The following is a 16,041-nucleotide window of genomic DNA, read 5'->3' on the forward strand; positions in this document are numbered from 1 at the left end:
CCCCAAGGCCAGGTAGTTAAGGTTTCTGAGCTGCTGGCAAGAGTGCCGGGGGGATCGGCCCGGCGGTGTAGACGCCTGGCCCGATTTTGCGGATGAGTTGGCCGGCGGCCCAGCGCGAGAGTTGCCGATACATGGTGTTCAGGGTGACCTCGCCGAGGTGTTGGGCGATGTCACGGGCCTTCCAGGGGCGGTTGGGATCTTGGTGAAGGAGGGCCAGGACCTGTTGTTGTCTGCGGCGGTCGGTGGGGGTCATGGGTCGCTCGTCCCGGGACGCGGCGGGCAGCGTGGGCGGGGGTGGCAGGAGAGTGATGTCGAGGTCAGTGATGGTGCGGCTGTGGTCGGGCCGGCCGTCGTCGAGCCGTTCGTTGTAGCGGGAGGTGGGTGATTTGACCTTGCGGGTGCTGACGCGCGGGCGGCGGGATGGCAGCAGCGCCGCTAGGACACGGCGTCCGATGGTTGCGACCAAGCCGGTGGCCATGCCGGGGTTGTCGCCCGGCTGAATGACCAGGTCGCGGGCGGTATGCAGGGCGATGGAGAAGCTGCAGCGGTCGGGATCGGTGCCGGGTCGGGACTCGGCGGCGTCGACCATCACGGTGCGCAGCAGCTGATAGAGCGTGAGCACCGACCACATCTCCTGCTCCAGTCCGGCCGGGTCGCCCGAGCGCAGGATTCGTCCTTGCATGATGGTGTGGCGGAGGGCGTAGTAGGCGGACTCGTGTTCCCAGCGCTGGTGGTAGAGCCTGACCAGGGTGGCGGCGGGGTAGCGGCGGGCATCGGTCAAGGTGGTGACCAGGCGGTAGATGCCGGTGAAGGTGGTGCCGTCGGCGCAGGTCACCGTGATGCGGGCCTCGATAACGCGGATCTGCAAGCTACCGATCATCGACAGATAGGAGCCGTCGGTGAGGGTGGCCAGTATAGGGGTGCGCCGGTTGCTGCGCAGCCGGCCGAGCACCTGGGCGCCGGTGGCGCTGACCTGGGCGAGGAAAGCGTTGCCGTCGAAGCCCTTGTCCCATAACACCAGCATGTCCGGCGTCAGCAGGTGCAGCAGGCGCCGGGCATAGCCGCTCTCGCCCTCGCTGGTGGGACCGAAGACCGCGCCGATCAGGGCCCGCGTTCCGGTCTCCACCAGCGTCATCAGCTCCAGCAGCGGGTAACCGCCGTGACCGGGGCTGCCCAGCCAGGCCCGGTTACGGATGGTGTCGGGCGCCTTGAGCGAGCTGCAGCCGTCGAAGGAGACGATGCGGTAGGCCCCGAACCGTACTCCGGGCGTCGTGGGCTGGGCCAGCGGTCCGCTCAGCACCTCGAACAGGCGCCGCATCGGCGCGCAGCCGACCCTGCGGCGCAGGTCACGCAGCGCTTTGGCGGTGGGCGTCACGACCGGCAGGGCAGCCAGCGAGGCCGTCAGCTTCTGCCAGACCAGCAGGTAGCCGACCTCGGGAAACAGACACATCGCCAGCAGGAAGTAGACCCCGACACGCGAGGGCAGAGCGCGCAGACGACGCTGCACGCCGCGAGCCTCCTCCAGCACAGCATCGACGAGCTCGACCGGCACGAGCGCGGTCAGCTCACCCAAATGCCCGGGAGCGAACAATCTCCCGGCTGCCGAGCGGGACGAAGAGCCCGTCTCGACAGCGCGGGGAACAGCAGAGCTGGCATACTCGGCAAGCAACGGAGATCCAGTTCTTCGACGGCTGGTTGTGGAAGATCACCGTTCTACTGGATCTCCGTTCCCACGTCCTGAGAACTCGCGTGCTTGACAGCACCACGACGACCTTAACTACCTGGCCTTGGGCCCTGCCCCCGATGTGTGGACGCCTTCACCCCGCGGACTCCGGTCGAGCCCTTCGACGACACGCCACCCGCAGGCCAGACCAGACCACCACCCGCCCCATGAGCCGCAACATGCCCAACGGCCGGATCTCGGTCCTCCACCAGCGGCCTGACACCACCCGCGCCTCCCCAGGGCACCTGCTTCGCGGCCCCCAAACCAGGACGAACCCGATTCGGAAACCGCCGAAACGGCAAGATCCCGTCCGATCGCGATGATCGGACGGGATCTCGTCAACTGCAGTCCAGCCGTTCTCAAGAACGGCCCCGCATGCCGGCAGGCGGACTCGCACGCCGCATTCGCCCCTCGGTGCGGCACGGCGTACTCGTCCGTGATCCTGCCGAGGACGCCCGCCATGAGGAATCCGCAGACGGCGCGCGCCGGAGCAACGGCAGTCGGCTGCTCTCTCGTCAGGCGCATGGGAGGATCGCGAAGCTCGGGTTCGTCGGAGGATGGATCGTACGGCGCAGCGCCCAGGTACAGGACGCCTCCACCGAGTTTCTGCGCCGGCGTGAGGAAGGCCGGCAGATCCGGTGTGGCGAGGTCGAGGCGGACCTTCGGCCCGAGTCTCGTCTCCGGGGCGACGGGCACGAGCGTGAGTGACGAACGGGAGGCAAACTCGGTGGGCCGAGTCGGTTACGGCTTTCCCGGCATCAGGCCAGCCTGAGTCAGGAGCTCGCCGATCTCGATCTGGTCGAGCTTGCCGAACAGCCACTTGCGAGCGAACTCCGGTCCGGGCAGGTGTAGTTCCTGCCCGTCACGCAGGTGGCTGGCGGCGGCGAGCAGGGTGCGGATGTCGTAGGTGGAGCCGAAGACCTCGGGCACGCCGCGCTCGATGTTCAGCAGGGTGTAGACGGCTTCCATCGGGGTGCGCACCGAGTACTCGGTGGTGAAGATGCAGTCCCGGCTGCTCTCAGCGAACTGGCCGATGAACGCGAAGTTCACCGCGCCCTCAGGCACGACGTCGGGACGGTCTCCCGCGTGCCTGGGCATGAAGAACGCGGTGACGTAGGGCATCATGACCGGTACGCACTTGGCGCCGGTGGCGGCGAGCTCGGGGATGTCGCTGACGGGGACGCCGAGGTGGTAGAGCCATTCGGCGGTGATCTCCTCCCCGGTGCAGTCCTGCATGGGCTTGCTGACGTAGTCGCCCGGCTTGTCGGTGAACAGGGAGTAGAGCCAGACGACGATCTGGTCCGTCGGCTGCTGCTTGAAGTGGGGCTGGCGGTTGACCGTCCAGCTCAGCAGCCAGTTCGAATCCCGTGCGGTGACGATGCCGCCGGTGACGACCTTGCCGCTGAACGGGTCACGTTTGGCGATCTTCCTGATGTACTCGGGGATCCGCGGATCCAGCGTGGTGACGGTCGCCGACTCCCACTTGGTCTCGGGGATGTGCGCGCCGAACACGTCCGGGTTCCCGAACGACGGGTCCTTGGCCGCGATCCGCCGCCACAGGTCCCAGGCCGGCGCGGGCCCCTCATTGAGCCGAGCCGGGGTGTGGTGGTCGCCGTTGTCCGAGTTCTCGGTCAGCGACCCGATTGTCATGAACAGCAAGTCGTCGGGCCCGAGGTCGGTGCTGCCCGCCTGGCCGTCGCGCACCCAGTGAATCCTGGTCGCCTGCTTGCGCCCCGGGGTGACGTCGAAGTCGACGTCGGTCACCTCGGTGGCGAACTGGAAGGCGACGCCCTGGTCGAGCAGCCACTTGTAGAGCGGGAGCACCAGTGACTCGTACTGGTTGTACCTCGTGAACTTGAGCGCGGAGAAGTCCGGCAAGCCGCCGATGTGGTGGATGAAGCGGTGCAGGTAGAGCTTCATCTCCAGGGCGCTGTGCCACTCCTCGAAGGCGAACATCGTCCGCCAGTAGAGCCAGAAGTTGCTGGCGAGGAAGTCCGGGCCGAACACCTCGTTGATGCGCTTGCCCTCCATCTCCTCGCGGGTTGCGAGGAAGACCTTGACGATCTCCTTCTGCGCCTTGTCGCTGAGCCCGAACAGCCCGTCGGTTCGCGCGTCCTGGCCCCTGTTCACCGTGGCGCGCTGAAGCGAGTAGTTGGGATCGTCCTTGTTCAGCCAGTAGAACTCGTCCAGCACGCTCGCGCCCTCGACCTCGATCGACGGGATCGAGCGGAACAGGTCCCAAAGGCACTCGAAGTGGTCCTCCATCTCCCGGCCGCCCCGGATCACGAACCCCTTCTCCGGTTCCCTGATCCCGTCCAGTGCCCCGCCCGGCAGCGCCAAGCGCTCGAAGATGGTGATCTTCTCGCCGGGCAGTTGCGCGTCCCGGATCAGGAATGCCGCGCCGGACAGCGACGCCAGACCGGCGCCGACGAACCAGGCCGTCTTGTTCTCGATCCCGTCCGGCTTGCGCGGGCGCGCGAACGCCTCGTAGTTGCCGCTGCTGTAGTACACCGCTGCCTCCTTCGTCAGTGTTCTGCCGCTTGGTACGTGTAGAAGTTCTCGCCGGGCTCCGACGCCGAGCCGGCCTTGGTCGATGTGGCTTTCCTTCTGCCAGGCGGCGAGCTTCCGCGCCTGCTCGTCGCCGTGGGAGAGGATGTTCTACGGCGTGGTCACACCGATGACGTCGTAGATCTGGAACGGTCCCAGGATGCGCCGATGGCGACCCGCCACACCTTGACTTGCCGGAAGACCTCCGGGTCCGTGTCGGACGCGCCCGTGATCTCGACGGTGTTAACTCGTCATGCCCGGCTCGGGGTGTGCGGCGCCCGGAAGCGGTGGGGCCGTCGGGTGAAGTCCTTCATGTCGCTGGGCAGGAGAATCGACGAGTCGGTCGCGAAGATCGCCTGCGGCGGCGCCGGCCGGGCGAGCTTCTCGTAGGTCTCCCCGCTTGACAGTCAGAACCTCGGGCACGGCCTCGATGACGAGGTCAGCGTTCCCGGCCTCGAGTCGGTCTCCCCGTCCGCGCGGGCTCATCTGGCTCTCCGGACTGCTCCCGCCCGGCCGCCGGGCGCCCGCGACCGCGAGATACCCGGACACGATCTGCCGGACCTGCGCGCTCAGGTCCGCAACCGGATCACGCCCCTGATGTGCCCCGGTGTAGGCGCGGGCGAGCACCAGGTGCGTCGCGGCGAACACCGACCCGGCCGCGAGCAGGGCATGGTCACGGTCGGCGGGCAAGCCGCGCCTGGCGGCCTCGGCGACAAGTCGCTCCGTGATGAGCTGCTCCAGCCTCGCCACCAGCGCCAGCCCCGCCGCGCGGTACTTGTCATCCGGCGCGCCGAACAGCAGCTCCCGCTGGTACACCGCAGCGTTCTCCGCATGGCGCTCCGCCTGCTCGACCATGGGCAGGACCATGCTCACGACCGCGCTGACCACGCCCTGCCGCGAGCGCGCCCGCTGCTCGCCCAGCTCGAGCGCCGCCCGTAGTTCCTCGTTGTACACCATCAGCAGCAGCTCCGCCTTCGACGCGGCGTACCGGAACACCGTGCCGGTAGCCACGTCCGCCCGCTCCGCGATCTCCTGCGTCGTCACCCGCTCGAACCCCCGCTCCGCGAAGGAATCCGCAGCAGCACGGAAGATCCGCTCCTGCTTGTCCCGCATGCCTCGTTCGCGGCGCCCGCCGCGGCCGGGGGGCTGCATCACCGTCATCACGGCTCCCGTATCTGACCGGACTTACCAGGAGTCCGGCCGACGCGACACGCTGACCGTACTCATTAGTGAGTGTACTCATTATCGGTCGCCCGGCAAAAGGCGGGGCGGTGTCGCTTACCGCTTGCCGGGGATGGCCGGCACCCGTTGACCAACGGGTCCCGGTAGCGACGGAGAAATCTCCACCAACTCTCCAATCCGGTCGGCGTGTAGCTCGCAGGAAGCTCTTCGGCGGGTACGTCGTCCAGCCACTTGGCCAGGTGTTCGGGGCTGTCGAAGTCGTCGAGTGAAACAGATGGCGTCATGGCAGGCGCTCTTCCGGTTGGGCGGCTGCGCGAGCTCGGGTGGTGCTGCGGGGGGAGGAGCCGCCAGTCTCGATCTGCTGGACGCTGCCGGGCTTGAGTCCGGCCGGGTGAGCAGGTCGCGGGCGGTGGTGGTGTCCAGCGCCTCGTGCAAGGAGCGGGAGCCGACGCCCTCCGCGACGCCCCCAGACGGAGCCGACGACCCCGCCCGCCCTTAGGGCGATCGCCGCGTCGTCGTCGCAGACGCCGTCCGCGGTAATCCGTTTGCGTATCACCACAGCCCGCTGTCAGCATGAGGGCCCATGCGTCACCCTCTTGACACGCTGGACTGGCCGATTTCCACCGAGCGGCTGCTGTTGCGCCGGGCTGCCCCCGGCGACCTGGACGCGACCTGGGCCTTCCGGCAGCTGCCGGAGACTCACGAATGGGTCACGGCCGCCACAGTGACCTACGACGACTACCGTGAGCGTTTCCTCCGCGAGGAGCGGCTCGCAGACCTGCTCATCGTCGAACTGGACGGCCGGGTGATCGGCGACCTGACGCTGAAGGTCCAGGACGGTTGGGCCCAGGAAGAGGTCGCCGACCAGGCGAGAAGCGTCCAAGGAGAGCTCGGGTGGACGCTCGATCCCTCCTACGGCGGCAAGGGCTACGCCACCGAAGCGGTACGCGCCCTCATCGACATCTCCTTCAACAGTCTTGGCCTGCGCCGCCTGCACGCGGACTGCTTCTACGACAACGAATCCTCCTGGCGGCTGATGGAGCGGGTCGGGATGCGCCGCGAACAGCACACGGTGAGAGACTCGCTCCACCGCACCAAGGGATGGCTCGACGGTCTCTCATACGCGCTCCTGGCCGAGGAATGGCCCGCTCACGAGTGATCACGGCGCAGACGCCCGGGAGCCCCCGCCGGGACGAAGATCACGCTGTCACTCATGCACGCGGCCGCTCTCCTGCCGGCGCCGCGGCTGGAACCCGGGGACGCCACCGCGCCGGCACGGCTCAGTGGCGATCCCGCCCCACCGGTCAGATCATCAGGCCACCCGAGACACGCAGGTTCTGGCCCGTGATCCACTGCGAGTCGGGCCCGGCCAGGAAGGCGACGACGTTCGCGATGTCCTCCGGGCGTCCCAGCCGTCGCAGCGGCGTCAGGGCCACGACGTGCTCGATGGCCTGCTCCGGATTCTCCCCGGCTGCGGCGCGCATCATGTCCGTGTCGGTGGCGCCAGGCGACACGCTGTTGACCGTGATCCCCCTGGGACCCAGCTCCCGGGCGGCGACCACGGTGATCGCGTCCAGCGCCGCCTTGCTGGCGAAGTACAGGGCGAGACCGGGCACCGCTCCGGCGGAGGAGATGTTGACGATCCGCCCACCCTCGCCGAGCCTTTCGGCAGCGGCCTGGACGACGAAGAACGGCCCCTTGGTGTTGACGCTCATCACCTCGACGAAGTCGCTCTCGGTGGCGTCGCGGATGTCCCCCATCGGATTGATCGCCGCGTTGTTGACCACCACGTCCAAACCGGCCAGGCTCCGGTCGACCTCACCGAAGAGGCGGCTCAGGTCCTCCAGGCGCCCCTGGTCCGCTCGTACCGCGATCGCCTGCCCGCCGAAGGCCGCCACTTCCGCCACCACGTCCTCAGCCGCCGCCTGGTCGCGGTTGAAGCTGAACATCACTGCCGCGCCCTCGCGGGCCAGCCTCACCACGATCGCCCGCCCGATCCCCCGCGAGCCGCCGGTCACCAGGGCCTTCTTCTTCTCCAACGTTCCCATGTCAACTCCTCGCCATCGACCGCCCCCGTCATGGGAGCGCGTCACAGCAGAGTCGTAACAACGGCGTCCGCCTTGACATCCGCGCCGAAGAAGACCCAAGAAAGGGACAGAAGCACCAAAACAGCACCGCACCTCTCTCAGGGAGCCGGGGCGATGCGCAGCGTGTAGTCCCCGGAAGCGCAGCCGGTGACCCGCCACCCGCCGTCCACCCCCGTCACGCCGACGTCCCTGATGCCTGTCGCCACGGCCTCGGGCCGGGGGCCGCCGGGCACCCACACATCCAGGCGGCAGTCGCCCCCACCGGCCCGCCCCGACAGGCTGAGCCGCGACCCACGGCCCGACAACGAGGTGATCCGGCCGGGCGCGGCACGCGGATAGGCCCGGTTCAGCTCCCGGATCACCCCGGAACTGACCTCCGGCAGGTCGGCGCCGGTGCGGCAGTCATGGCCCACCAGGGAACGGACGACCATCTCGTCACCGCTGTGGGGGTCGCCGCACGCCTGCCTCCACACCCAGTACGCGTCCCCCACCCGATAGCGGTCCGCCAGCCCGGTGAAACGGCGGACGTCCGGCTCCCGCGGCTCGGAGAAGAACCCCCACTCCCCGCTCCACAACGGCACACCGTAGGCGTCGGCGGCGCGCTGCGCGAGAGCGAAACCCCGCTCGACCGAGACGATCGGGGGCAGGCCCAGCGACGCGTCCATGGTGATCGACTCGGCGTACAGGTGCGGCGCGAACACCAGCGCGCGGTCCTGCGTGAAGCCCGCGGGCGGCAACGCGTCGAAGCCGGTGCCCGACCACAGGATGCTGGGCTCGAAGAACACCAGGTGCGGCCGCCCGCCCGCCGCGCGCTCCGCCGCCCTGATCGCCTGGATCGCCCGATCGTAGTAGCGGCCGAGCAGCAACGACGAGGTGATCGGAGCCGTCTCGCCGAACCCCGGCTCGTTGAGGAGATCGAACCCCGCCACCGAGGTGTCGCCCGCGAACTGCCCGGCCAGGTGGGCCCACGCCCGCACCAGATGGCCCTGCACCCCGTCGCGGTCGTGGTAGAAGCTCGTGAACGCCCGATTGCCGAAGGCGGAGATGTCACGCCCGGTGAACTGGCAGCGCGGCCCGCCGTCGGCCCTGGTCGCCCAGGCCGGCGCCCCGTCGAACCCCGCCATCGGCTCGGTGCCCGCATGGCATCGCGTCCCCGGCGGGGTCGGCTCCGCCGACCAGGCGTCCTGGTGCATGTCGATCACGGTGTACACGCCGTGCGCGGCCGCGTCGTCGACCGCGCGCCTGATCGCCGCGACGTAGCCGGCGTCGTACCGTCCCGGCTGCGGCTCCAGCCGGGACCAGGAGATCCCGAGGCGTACGACGTTGAAGCCGAGCCGGGCGATGTGCGCGAAGTCCTGCTCCGTCAGCGGCCGGGTGGGCGGGTGGCCGGGACGCCCCCGGTAGAAGTCCACGAGCTGGCTGACGTTGACGCCCCGCAGGATGACCTGCCGTCCGCCCGAGTCCACGATCACACGGCGCTCGTCCTGCGACACCCCGAGCGGCAGGAGCCGCCCGGCGCCGGCGGCCACCGCAGGCGGGACGTCGTGGAGGGGCCGCTGCCCGGGAACCACGGCCACGGCCGACACCGTGATCGCCGCAGCCGCCAGCGCGAACGTCCCCGCCCCTGGCGCGGCGGCGTGCGCGCGCCGCTGGGCCAGGAGCCCGGTGAGGCCGACGACCCATCCCGCGGCCACACCGTACGAGACGCCGTCGCAGGTCCGCAGGTACCAGGCCGCCAACGGCCACAGGTCGTTCCCGAGCGCGTCCGCGGCCTCGCCGGACAGCAACCCGGCGAGCGTCTGGACGATCGCGAGCACGACCCCCGCGCCGATCACGGCCAGCCACCCGCTCAGGAACACCGCCGACGCGCTCCCGCCGGGTGTGACCCACGTCGCCGTGAGCCGCTGACAGGCCGCCGTCGCCACGACGAGCACGGCCACACCGGCGATGAGAGCCATCACGCCGGCGCGAGGGGTGGGCGCGGGCATCCCCTCGCCGTACAGGAACGCCGAGGAGGACCCGACCCACCAGCGCCCCGCCAGCCAGGGCCCCGTGACCACCGTGACGAGCCCCAGGACGAGCGCGCCCGTCCACGACCCGGCCCACGCGGGCCGCGGCGGAGCAGACGGCACGGCGGCGGCGTGCGTCCGGCGCCGCATCAGCACGGCACAGAGCGCGACGGCGAGCCCGGCGATCGCTGCCTTGCCGACGGTGAAGCCGGTGCCCCAGGCGAGCCAGGCGGGGTCGGGCGAAGGCACCACGACCAGCGACATGGCGAACTTCGCCGCGAGGGCCGCCAGCGCCACTCCACCCCAGACGAGGCAGAACGACCACCGGGCCGGCAGGCCCGGCACCGCCGCGAACGAGCAGACCACCCACCAGGTTCCCGCGAGCAGCAAGGGCGTGTAGACCAGCAGCGGCGCGACCTGCCAGGCGGCCTCGACCGGCCACCAGCGCGTCCCCGACCATCCCAGCAGGGCCAGCAGCCCGCTGGGGTCCGCGACCGCCCCGGCGGCGACGATCAGTGCGAGGACCGCGGTGGACGACCAGGCGATGCGGTGTGGCGACATGGAGGAACTCCTCACCGAGGGCAGCGGCCCGACGGTCTCACAGGCGACAGAGAGGAAAAATCGTGAGCAGAACTCATATTCGCCTACCGCGGCGCACCTCGCAACGCCTCTCCCGGCCCGGCCACCCCCTCGCAGCTCCTCTCTACAATGGCCGGGTGAACCTGGACCGGGCCATGGGCGGCACATGCTGAGCGCGGCGGGCCTGGGCGCGGAGGAGGAAGCCGCCTACCGGCTCCTGATCAGGACCACCGAGGCCGAGCCCGACGCCCTCGCCGACCAACTGGGCGTACCCGCCGAGGTCGCGCGGCAGGCACTCGGCTCGCTCCTGGCCAAGGGCCTGGCCCGCACCGTCCCGGGAGACCCCGGCCGGTTCACCGCGGTCGCACCCGACGTCGCGCTCGCCGCCCGGCTGCACCGGCGGCAGGCCGAGATCGACCGCGCACGGCACGCCATGGAGCAGCTCACCGGGGAGTACCTCGCGCACGCCCGGCGCCGCGAGGCGGCACAGCTCATCGAGGTCATCACCAGCCGCACCGCGCTGCGCGAGCAACTCCGCCTCCTGCAGGACGGCGCCCGGCACGAGGTGCTCAGCCTCTGCCGGGCCGGGCACGTCGCGATGACCTCCCAGGAGAACACCGAGGAACTCGCGGCGCTGCGACGCGGCGTCGGCTTCCGCGTCATCTACGAAGAGACGCTGCTCGAGGAACCCGGCATGCTGGTCAACCTCGCCGACGGCATCACCCTGGGAGAGCAGGCCCGCGCGCTGCCCGCCCTGCCCGTACGGATGATCATCGCCGACGGCGAGCTCGGCGTGCTCCCCCTCATCCAGCACACGGACGGCCTGACCCAGCTCACCGCCGCGCTGATCAGACCCAGCAGCCTGCTCGACGCCCTCAAAGCCCTGTTCGAAAGCCTGTGGGAGCGGGCCACCCCGGTCAGCCTCACCAACCCCGGCAGCCCGCTCGACGCCGACCACCTCTACCTGCTGTCACTGCTGCTCGCCGGCGTTCCCGACAAGTCCATCGCCACCCAGCTCAAGATCTCGCACCGTACGGTGCAGCGCAGGATCGCCTACCTCATGGAACGGGCGGGTGCGCAGACCCGGATGCAACTGGCCTGGCACGCCGCCCGCGAGAACTGGCTCTGACCGATCAGTAGGCCCTGATCACCGTCTGCTCGACCGTGTTGCCGGCCGAGTCGCCGGCGGTGACCCGCACCGACGGGTGCGCGCGCAGCACGATGGCGCTGAAGCGCCCCCCGCCCAGCGCGATCACCGGCTGCCTCTGCCACGTCGCGCCGTCGTCGTACGACAGCTCCAGCTTCAGGTCCTTCACGCGCGCCCCGCTCACACCCTCCTGATGCCGCACGGCGAAACCCACCAGACCAGGCCGCTCCGGGCGCACCTCATAGTCGACCTGCAGCAGCGGCAGCACCCGATCGCCCGGCTTGGAGCGGAACGTCCAGGCCGTCTCGGTCGCGATGGCGGTGGTCCACTCCTCCGAGACGCGCTTGGTGGACAGTTCCAGCCGGTACGCGGCCTCCTCGGGCGACGCGGGGAACGCGCCCCAGGCGGCGTCGCGCTCCGCCACCAGCGCGCCGTCCCGGAAGAACCGGGCCGACACGGTGTCGTTGTCGACGCCCGCCCGGGAGACGTGACCGGAGGAGTCCACGAACTCGGGGACCCGGATCTCCATCGTGTCGCCCTCCCGCGTGGAGGGCCTCATCCAGGCCGGGATCGCCGGGCGGACCACCGGGGCGTGCCAGCTCTCGCTCGCCCGCGTGCCGGGCCGGTAGGTGCGCGGCAGCTCGGTCATGCCGTCGAGCAGCCGGCCCATGTCGTCCCAGACGTACTGGTGGTTGACGAGGTGCTGCCAGAACGAGCCGTTGGCGCTGACGTACTCCGCGCGGTGCAGCGGGGTCTTCACGATCCGCTGGGTCTCCATCTGCTGCCCGAGCGCGTACGACTGCCAGGGACGCCAGCCGAAGCGCTGCTCCTTGGCCCACGCAAAGCCCCCGTTGTCGGCATATGTCGTGTCAACGCGGGCGGTGTTGCTGTCATTCACCTCATACACGACCTCGTCCGGCACCCGCCCATCGGAGACCTGCATGACGTCGTACAGATAGGGCGAACTCATCACCCCCCTGACCTCAAGCCTCGCATCGCCCTTCCCGATCCGCTCCAACATCCGCTGCCCGTCGTCGGCGGCGACCACCAGCGCCGGGATCGGCAGATCCGCGCCGACCGGCCTCCAATCACGCCCGAACGGGTCATCCGGGGCCATCACCACGATCACGGCGACCGCCCCAGCCCCGACCGCGGCCGCCGACGGGTCGTCCCAGTCCACGTCCTCACTGCGGACGACCGCGGCCCTCCCCCTGGACCCGGCCACCCCATCGGCCAGCCGCCACAGGTGCCGCCCCTCCACACCCGGCGACCCACCCAGGAACCCCAACGAGTACCGCTCCCCCGCACCAGGCACGCGAGCGGTCAGCTTCGGCGCGACCAACTGCCAGCGCGACGCGAACTCAAACGAACCGTCACGCACCGGCCGGGTCGGCGAGACGTTGAGCCCCTCGATGACGTCGAAGTTCATCACACCCTGCGAGATCCTGCGCGAGCCGAACGCACGATGGGTGAAGTAGGTGAAGACACCCACCTGCTCGGCCGGCTCCCTCGTCCTGATGGTCACCGGAGTGGTCTTCCGGAAGTCGAGCACCACGTCCAGATCCCGGTCCACCTTCAGCTCCGGGATGACGACCATGCCGTCACGCGGATGCATCCGCCCCCAGCCGCCGCCCAGGTTGAGCGACTGCGTCATGTAGGTGCCCTCGGACACCTCCACCGTCAGCCCCTCCTTCGGCAGCCACGTGAACAGGTCGTCCTGCTGCGACGCGCCGAACATCGACAGCGTGTCCGCGCCCGTCGGCCTGCCCTCGGCGTCGAGAGCCGTGAAACGGACCCTGTGCTGCGGCCCCTTCCACGTCAGCGCCAGCGTCGTGTGAACCTGCTCCGCGCCCGCCGTCGCGGTGACCAGCCCGCCGTACCGGCCGAACGAGAGCCCGGCCAGATCCACCCTGACCTTCACCTCCGCGGTGCCCCCCGCCGCCACCGTCACGGTCCTCGCGCTCAGCTCGGCCCCCTCAAGGGCGCAGGCCAGCTCCAGCGTGACCGCAGCGGCCGTGCCGTTGCTGTAGGTGATCGTGCCCTCCGCCACGGCAGGACCCTCGCCCTGCTGGTGCTTGCCCAGATCGACCACACCGGTCGCCGTCACGCCCTGGCGCACCGCACGCCCCACGTCCAGGCGGCCCGCCCCGGCGTCGTCGATCCGCTGCCCGGCGACCGGCTTCGCCGAACCCACCAGCGCGTCCTTGATCTGCCTCGCCGTCCAGCCGGGATGACGCTGCTTGACGATCGCGGCCGCCCCCGCCACATGCGGCGTCGCCATCGAGGTGCCGGAAGCCGCCGTGTAACGCTCGTCGACCGGCTCCCCCATGCTGGTGCCCTCCGCGCGAGCCGCGACGATACCCACACCAGGGGCGGTCAGGTCGGGCTTCGGCGCGTCGTCCAGACGCGGACCCCGGCTGGAGAACTCCGCCAGCACGTCCTTGCCGTCCACCGCGCCCACCGTCAGCGCCGAGGCCGCCGCACCGGGAGCGCCGATGGAGTACGCCGAGCCGTCGTTGCCCGCCGCGACCACGAACAGGGCCCCCGTACGCTCGGTGAGGGTGTCGACGGCGACGCTGAGCGGGTCGGTGCCGTCGCTGGCGTCACCACCCAGGCTCATGTTGATCACCGACGCGCCCTCGGCCGCGGCCCACTCCATCCCCTCGATGACCCCAGACAACGTGCCCGAACCGTCGTCACCGAGCACCTTGCCGACCATCAACTCGGCCCCCGGGGCGACCCCCTTCCTGCCGTCACCGCCCGCGATGGTCGCGGCCACATGCGTACCGTGCCCGTTACCGTCCTGGACGCTCGGCTCACCGGTGAACACCTTGGTCTGCCTGACCCGTCCGGCCAGGTCCGGATGGGCGGCATCGACACCGGTGTCCAGCACCGCGACCTTGACGCCCTTGCCGTCGAACCCGCCCTGCCACGCCTCCGGCGCGCCCACCTGCGGCACACTGTGGTCCAGCGTGGCCCTGACCTTGGCGTCCAGCCAGATCTTCGCCACACCCTGCGACAGCGTCGCCCCCCGCCCGTCGAGCGACTTCCACAACCCGCCGATCGTGCGCTTGTCGGCCGCGACGACCCGCCCGTTCACACTCTCCAGCTCCGGCGCCGACGCGCCCTTCGGCGCCGACCCGTCGTAGAGGAACAGCAGCGGCAGCCTGTCCGTCTCAGCGTCGTCGTACCCCTGAGCGATCAACCCGGTGACCGAGAACAGGCCAGGGTCCAGCCGCCTGGCCGCCAGGAAGGGGACGACGTCACTGGGCAGGACCCGCAGCTCACCGTTCTCCTCCACGGTGTTGAACGCCATCCGCTCACGGCCCGGCCCCGGCTTCACCTCCACCACGTGCCTGCCCGCCTCGACCTGCCTGACGGTCACCACGTCCCCGGTGATCAACGTGACCCGGTGGACACCCCCGCCGGCGGCGGGCTCGGCCGCGGCCGCGGGTAACGGGAAGCTCAACAGGGCGGCGGCGGCGACGCCTGCCACCGCCACATGGGCGGACCAGTGCATGGGGGTGAAACCTCTCGTAGCAACAACCAGTGCACACGAGAGTGGGCGATCGGGCGACCGGCGCGCCAGACGTCACCCCTGCCGTTTGTACGCCATGTCGTCATTGCGACACCGGCGGGATCCCCCCGCGCAGCCAGAGGAGCGCAGGCGGACCCCGCCGGCCTCAGACTCAGACCGCGATGAAGCGCCGAGGCCCGCCCACCGTGACGACCCGCCCGAACCGCATCTGCGGGAAGTGCGCGGCCACCAGCACATCGTCGGTGTCGGCCACCTCGTCCGCGAACCGGTTGCGCACAGCCGACGCCGCCTCGGGATCGACGTCCCAGATCACCCGCCAGTCCCGCTCACTCAGCTGCACCACCGAATGCGCCACGTCACCGAGAAGGATCGCCCGCCGCCCGGCCGAGGAGACCACGTAGACGGTCGAGCCCGGCGTGTGCCCGGGAACGTGCAACGCGTCAACACCCGGCGCGACGGTGAAGTCCGCGTCGAACAGCTCCAGCCGCGGCCCCAGCGGGGAGAGCTTGTCCACAGCGGAGGGCTGGGCGTTCTCCCCGGCCACGAAGAACTCCCAGTCGGCCCGGTGCGCCCTGTAAGCAGCGCGAGGGAAGACCACCTCGCCCTCGTGCGTGGCCCAGCCGATGTGGTCGAAATGCAAGTGCGTGAAGACCACGTCCGTCACGTCGCCCGCGGCGATCCCGTACCCGGCCAGCGAGTCGAGCAGCCCGCCTCCCACGTACTTGCCGTCATCGAACGCGCCCACCCCCGCGTCGACCAGCACCACCCGGTCACCCGTACGCACGCAGAAGCCACCGAGCGGCAACCGCAGCGTCCCGTCCGCCTCCACATGCTCCAGATGGCAGGACCACGGGTCCTCCACACCGGGGCGGCTGAGAATCTCCGCCGCGACCTCCACCCCCGTCCCGTCGAGGACAGGGAGGATCTCGATGTCACCGATTCTCACAAGCGCACCCTTCTCGTCACGCGAAACGAAGTGAAGCGTCACTGCTCAACCACCCGCCCGAGCAAGCCATTCCCGCCACCCCGACCCGCCTGGCGCCCTCGGCCGTCGGGACTGACCAGCGGGTCTTTGTTTCTTTGGGGGCGTACGGGCGAAGCCCGTGCTTCTGTGTCGGCGGATATGGACTTGAACCCGCCGAGCGCCTTTACATTGTAGATCACAATGCGAGTGAGGCAGGAGGTCCTTGGCAGCAAGGCCGCATCACTCCGGCACTGCAGGTGAGCCG

Annotated in this window: 9 protein-coding genes; 2 read left to right on the top strand and 7 right to left on the bottom strand. The window is 70.1% G+C overall.

What is annotated here, in order from left to right; all coding sequences use genetic code 11:
• Window positions 1-16 precede the first annotated feature (16 nt).
• From BMX74_RS25195 to BMX74_RS46845, 3 genes are all read right to left on the bottom strand, one after another.
• The gene (locus BMX74_RS25195) at window positions 17-1,573 is read right to left on the bottom strand and encodes an IS4 family transposase (protein ID WP_177227506.1); all 1,557 of its coding nucleotides are present in this window, start codon (window positions 1,571-1,573) and stop codon (window positions 17-19) included.
• A gap of 891 nt (window positions 1,574-2,464) precedes the next feature.
• Window positions 2,465-4,234, bottom strand: a complete 1,770-nt coding sequence (locus BMX74_RS25200; RefSeq protein ID WP_091103196.1) for an oleate hydratase — start codon at window positions 4,232-4,234, stop codon at window positions 2,465-2,467.
• Between the two features lie 279 nt (window positions 4,235-4,513).
• Window positions 4,514-5,431: a TetR/AcrR family transcriptional regulator gene (locus BMX74_RS46845; protein ID WP_218154038.1), complete on the bottom strand. Its 918-nt coding sequence runs from the start codon at window positions 5,429-5,431 to the stop codon at window positions 4,514-4,516.
• 604 nt (window positions 5,432-6,035) lie between these two features.
• Here BMX74_RS46845 and BMX74_RS25210 point away from each other — a divergent pair.
• Complete coding sequence (locus BMX74_RS25210; protein WP_091103198.1) at window positions 6,036-6,611, top strand: GNAT family N-acetyltransferase; 576 nt, start codon at window positions 6,036-6,038, stop codon at window positions 6,609-6,611.
• A gap of 145 nt (window positions 6,612-6,756) precedes the next feature.
• On the opposite strand, the gene BMX74_RS25215 is transcribed toward BMX74_RS25210, so the two are convergent.
• Both BMX74_RS25215 and BMX74_RS25220 read right to left on the bottom strand, forming a co-directional pair.
• A complete protein-coding gene (locus BMX74_RS25215; RefSeq protein ID WP_091103200.1) occupies window positions 6,757-7,500 on the bottom strand; it encodes an SDR family NAD(P)-dependent oxidoreductase in 744 nt (247 codons plus the stop codon).
• A 137-nt stretch (window positions 7,501-7,637) separates the two neighbouring features.
• The gene (locus tag BMX74_RS25220; protein WP_177227507.1) at window positions 7,638-10,109 is read right to left on the bottom strand and encodes a glycoside hydrolase family 5 protein; all 2,472 of its coding nucleotides are present in this window, start codon (window positions 10,107-10,109) and stop codon (window positions 7,638-7,640) included.
• 184 nt (window positions 10,110-10,293) lie between these two features.
• Between BMX74_RS25220 and BMX74_RS25225 the strand changes: the two genes are divergently transcribed.
• Complete coding sequence (locus tag BMX74_RS25225) at window positions 10,294-11,256, top strand: helix-turn-helix domain-containing protein (RefSeq protein WP_091103204.1); 963 nt, start codon at window positions 10,294-10,296, stop codon at window positions 11,254-11,256.
• 4 nt (window positions 11,257-11,260) lie between these two features.
• Here BMX74_RS25225 and BMX74_RS25230 read toward each other — a convergent pair whose 3' ends face one another.
• Both BMX74_RS25230 and BMX74_RS25235 read right to left on the bottom strand, forming a co-directional pair.
• Window positions 11,261-14,794 (bottom strand): S8 family peptidase, encoded by a 3,534-nt coding sequence (locus BMX74_RS25230; protein ID WP_091103205.1) that lies wholly within the window; start codon window positions 14,792-14,794, stop codon window positions 11,261-11,263.
• 169 nt (window positions 14,795-14,963) lie between these two features.
• Window positions 14,964-15,758 carry an MBL fold metallo-hydrolase gene (locus BMX74_RS25235; protein ID WP_091103401.1) on the bottom strand — a complete coding sequence of 265 codons (795 nt, stop codon included), beginning with the start codon at window positions 15,756-15,758 and terminating at the stop codon, window positions 14,964-14,966.
• Window positions 15,759-16,041: the final 283 nt, after the last annotated feature.

The organism is Nonomuraea pusilla, assembly GCF_900109355.1.
Classification (GTDB): domain Bacteria; phylum Actinomycetota; class Actinomycetes; order Streptosporangiales; family Streptosporangiaceae; genus Nonomuraea; species Nonomuraea pusilla.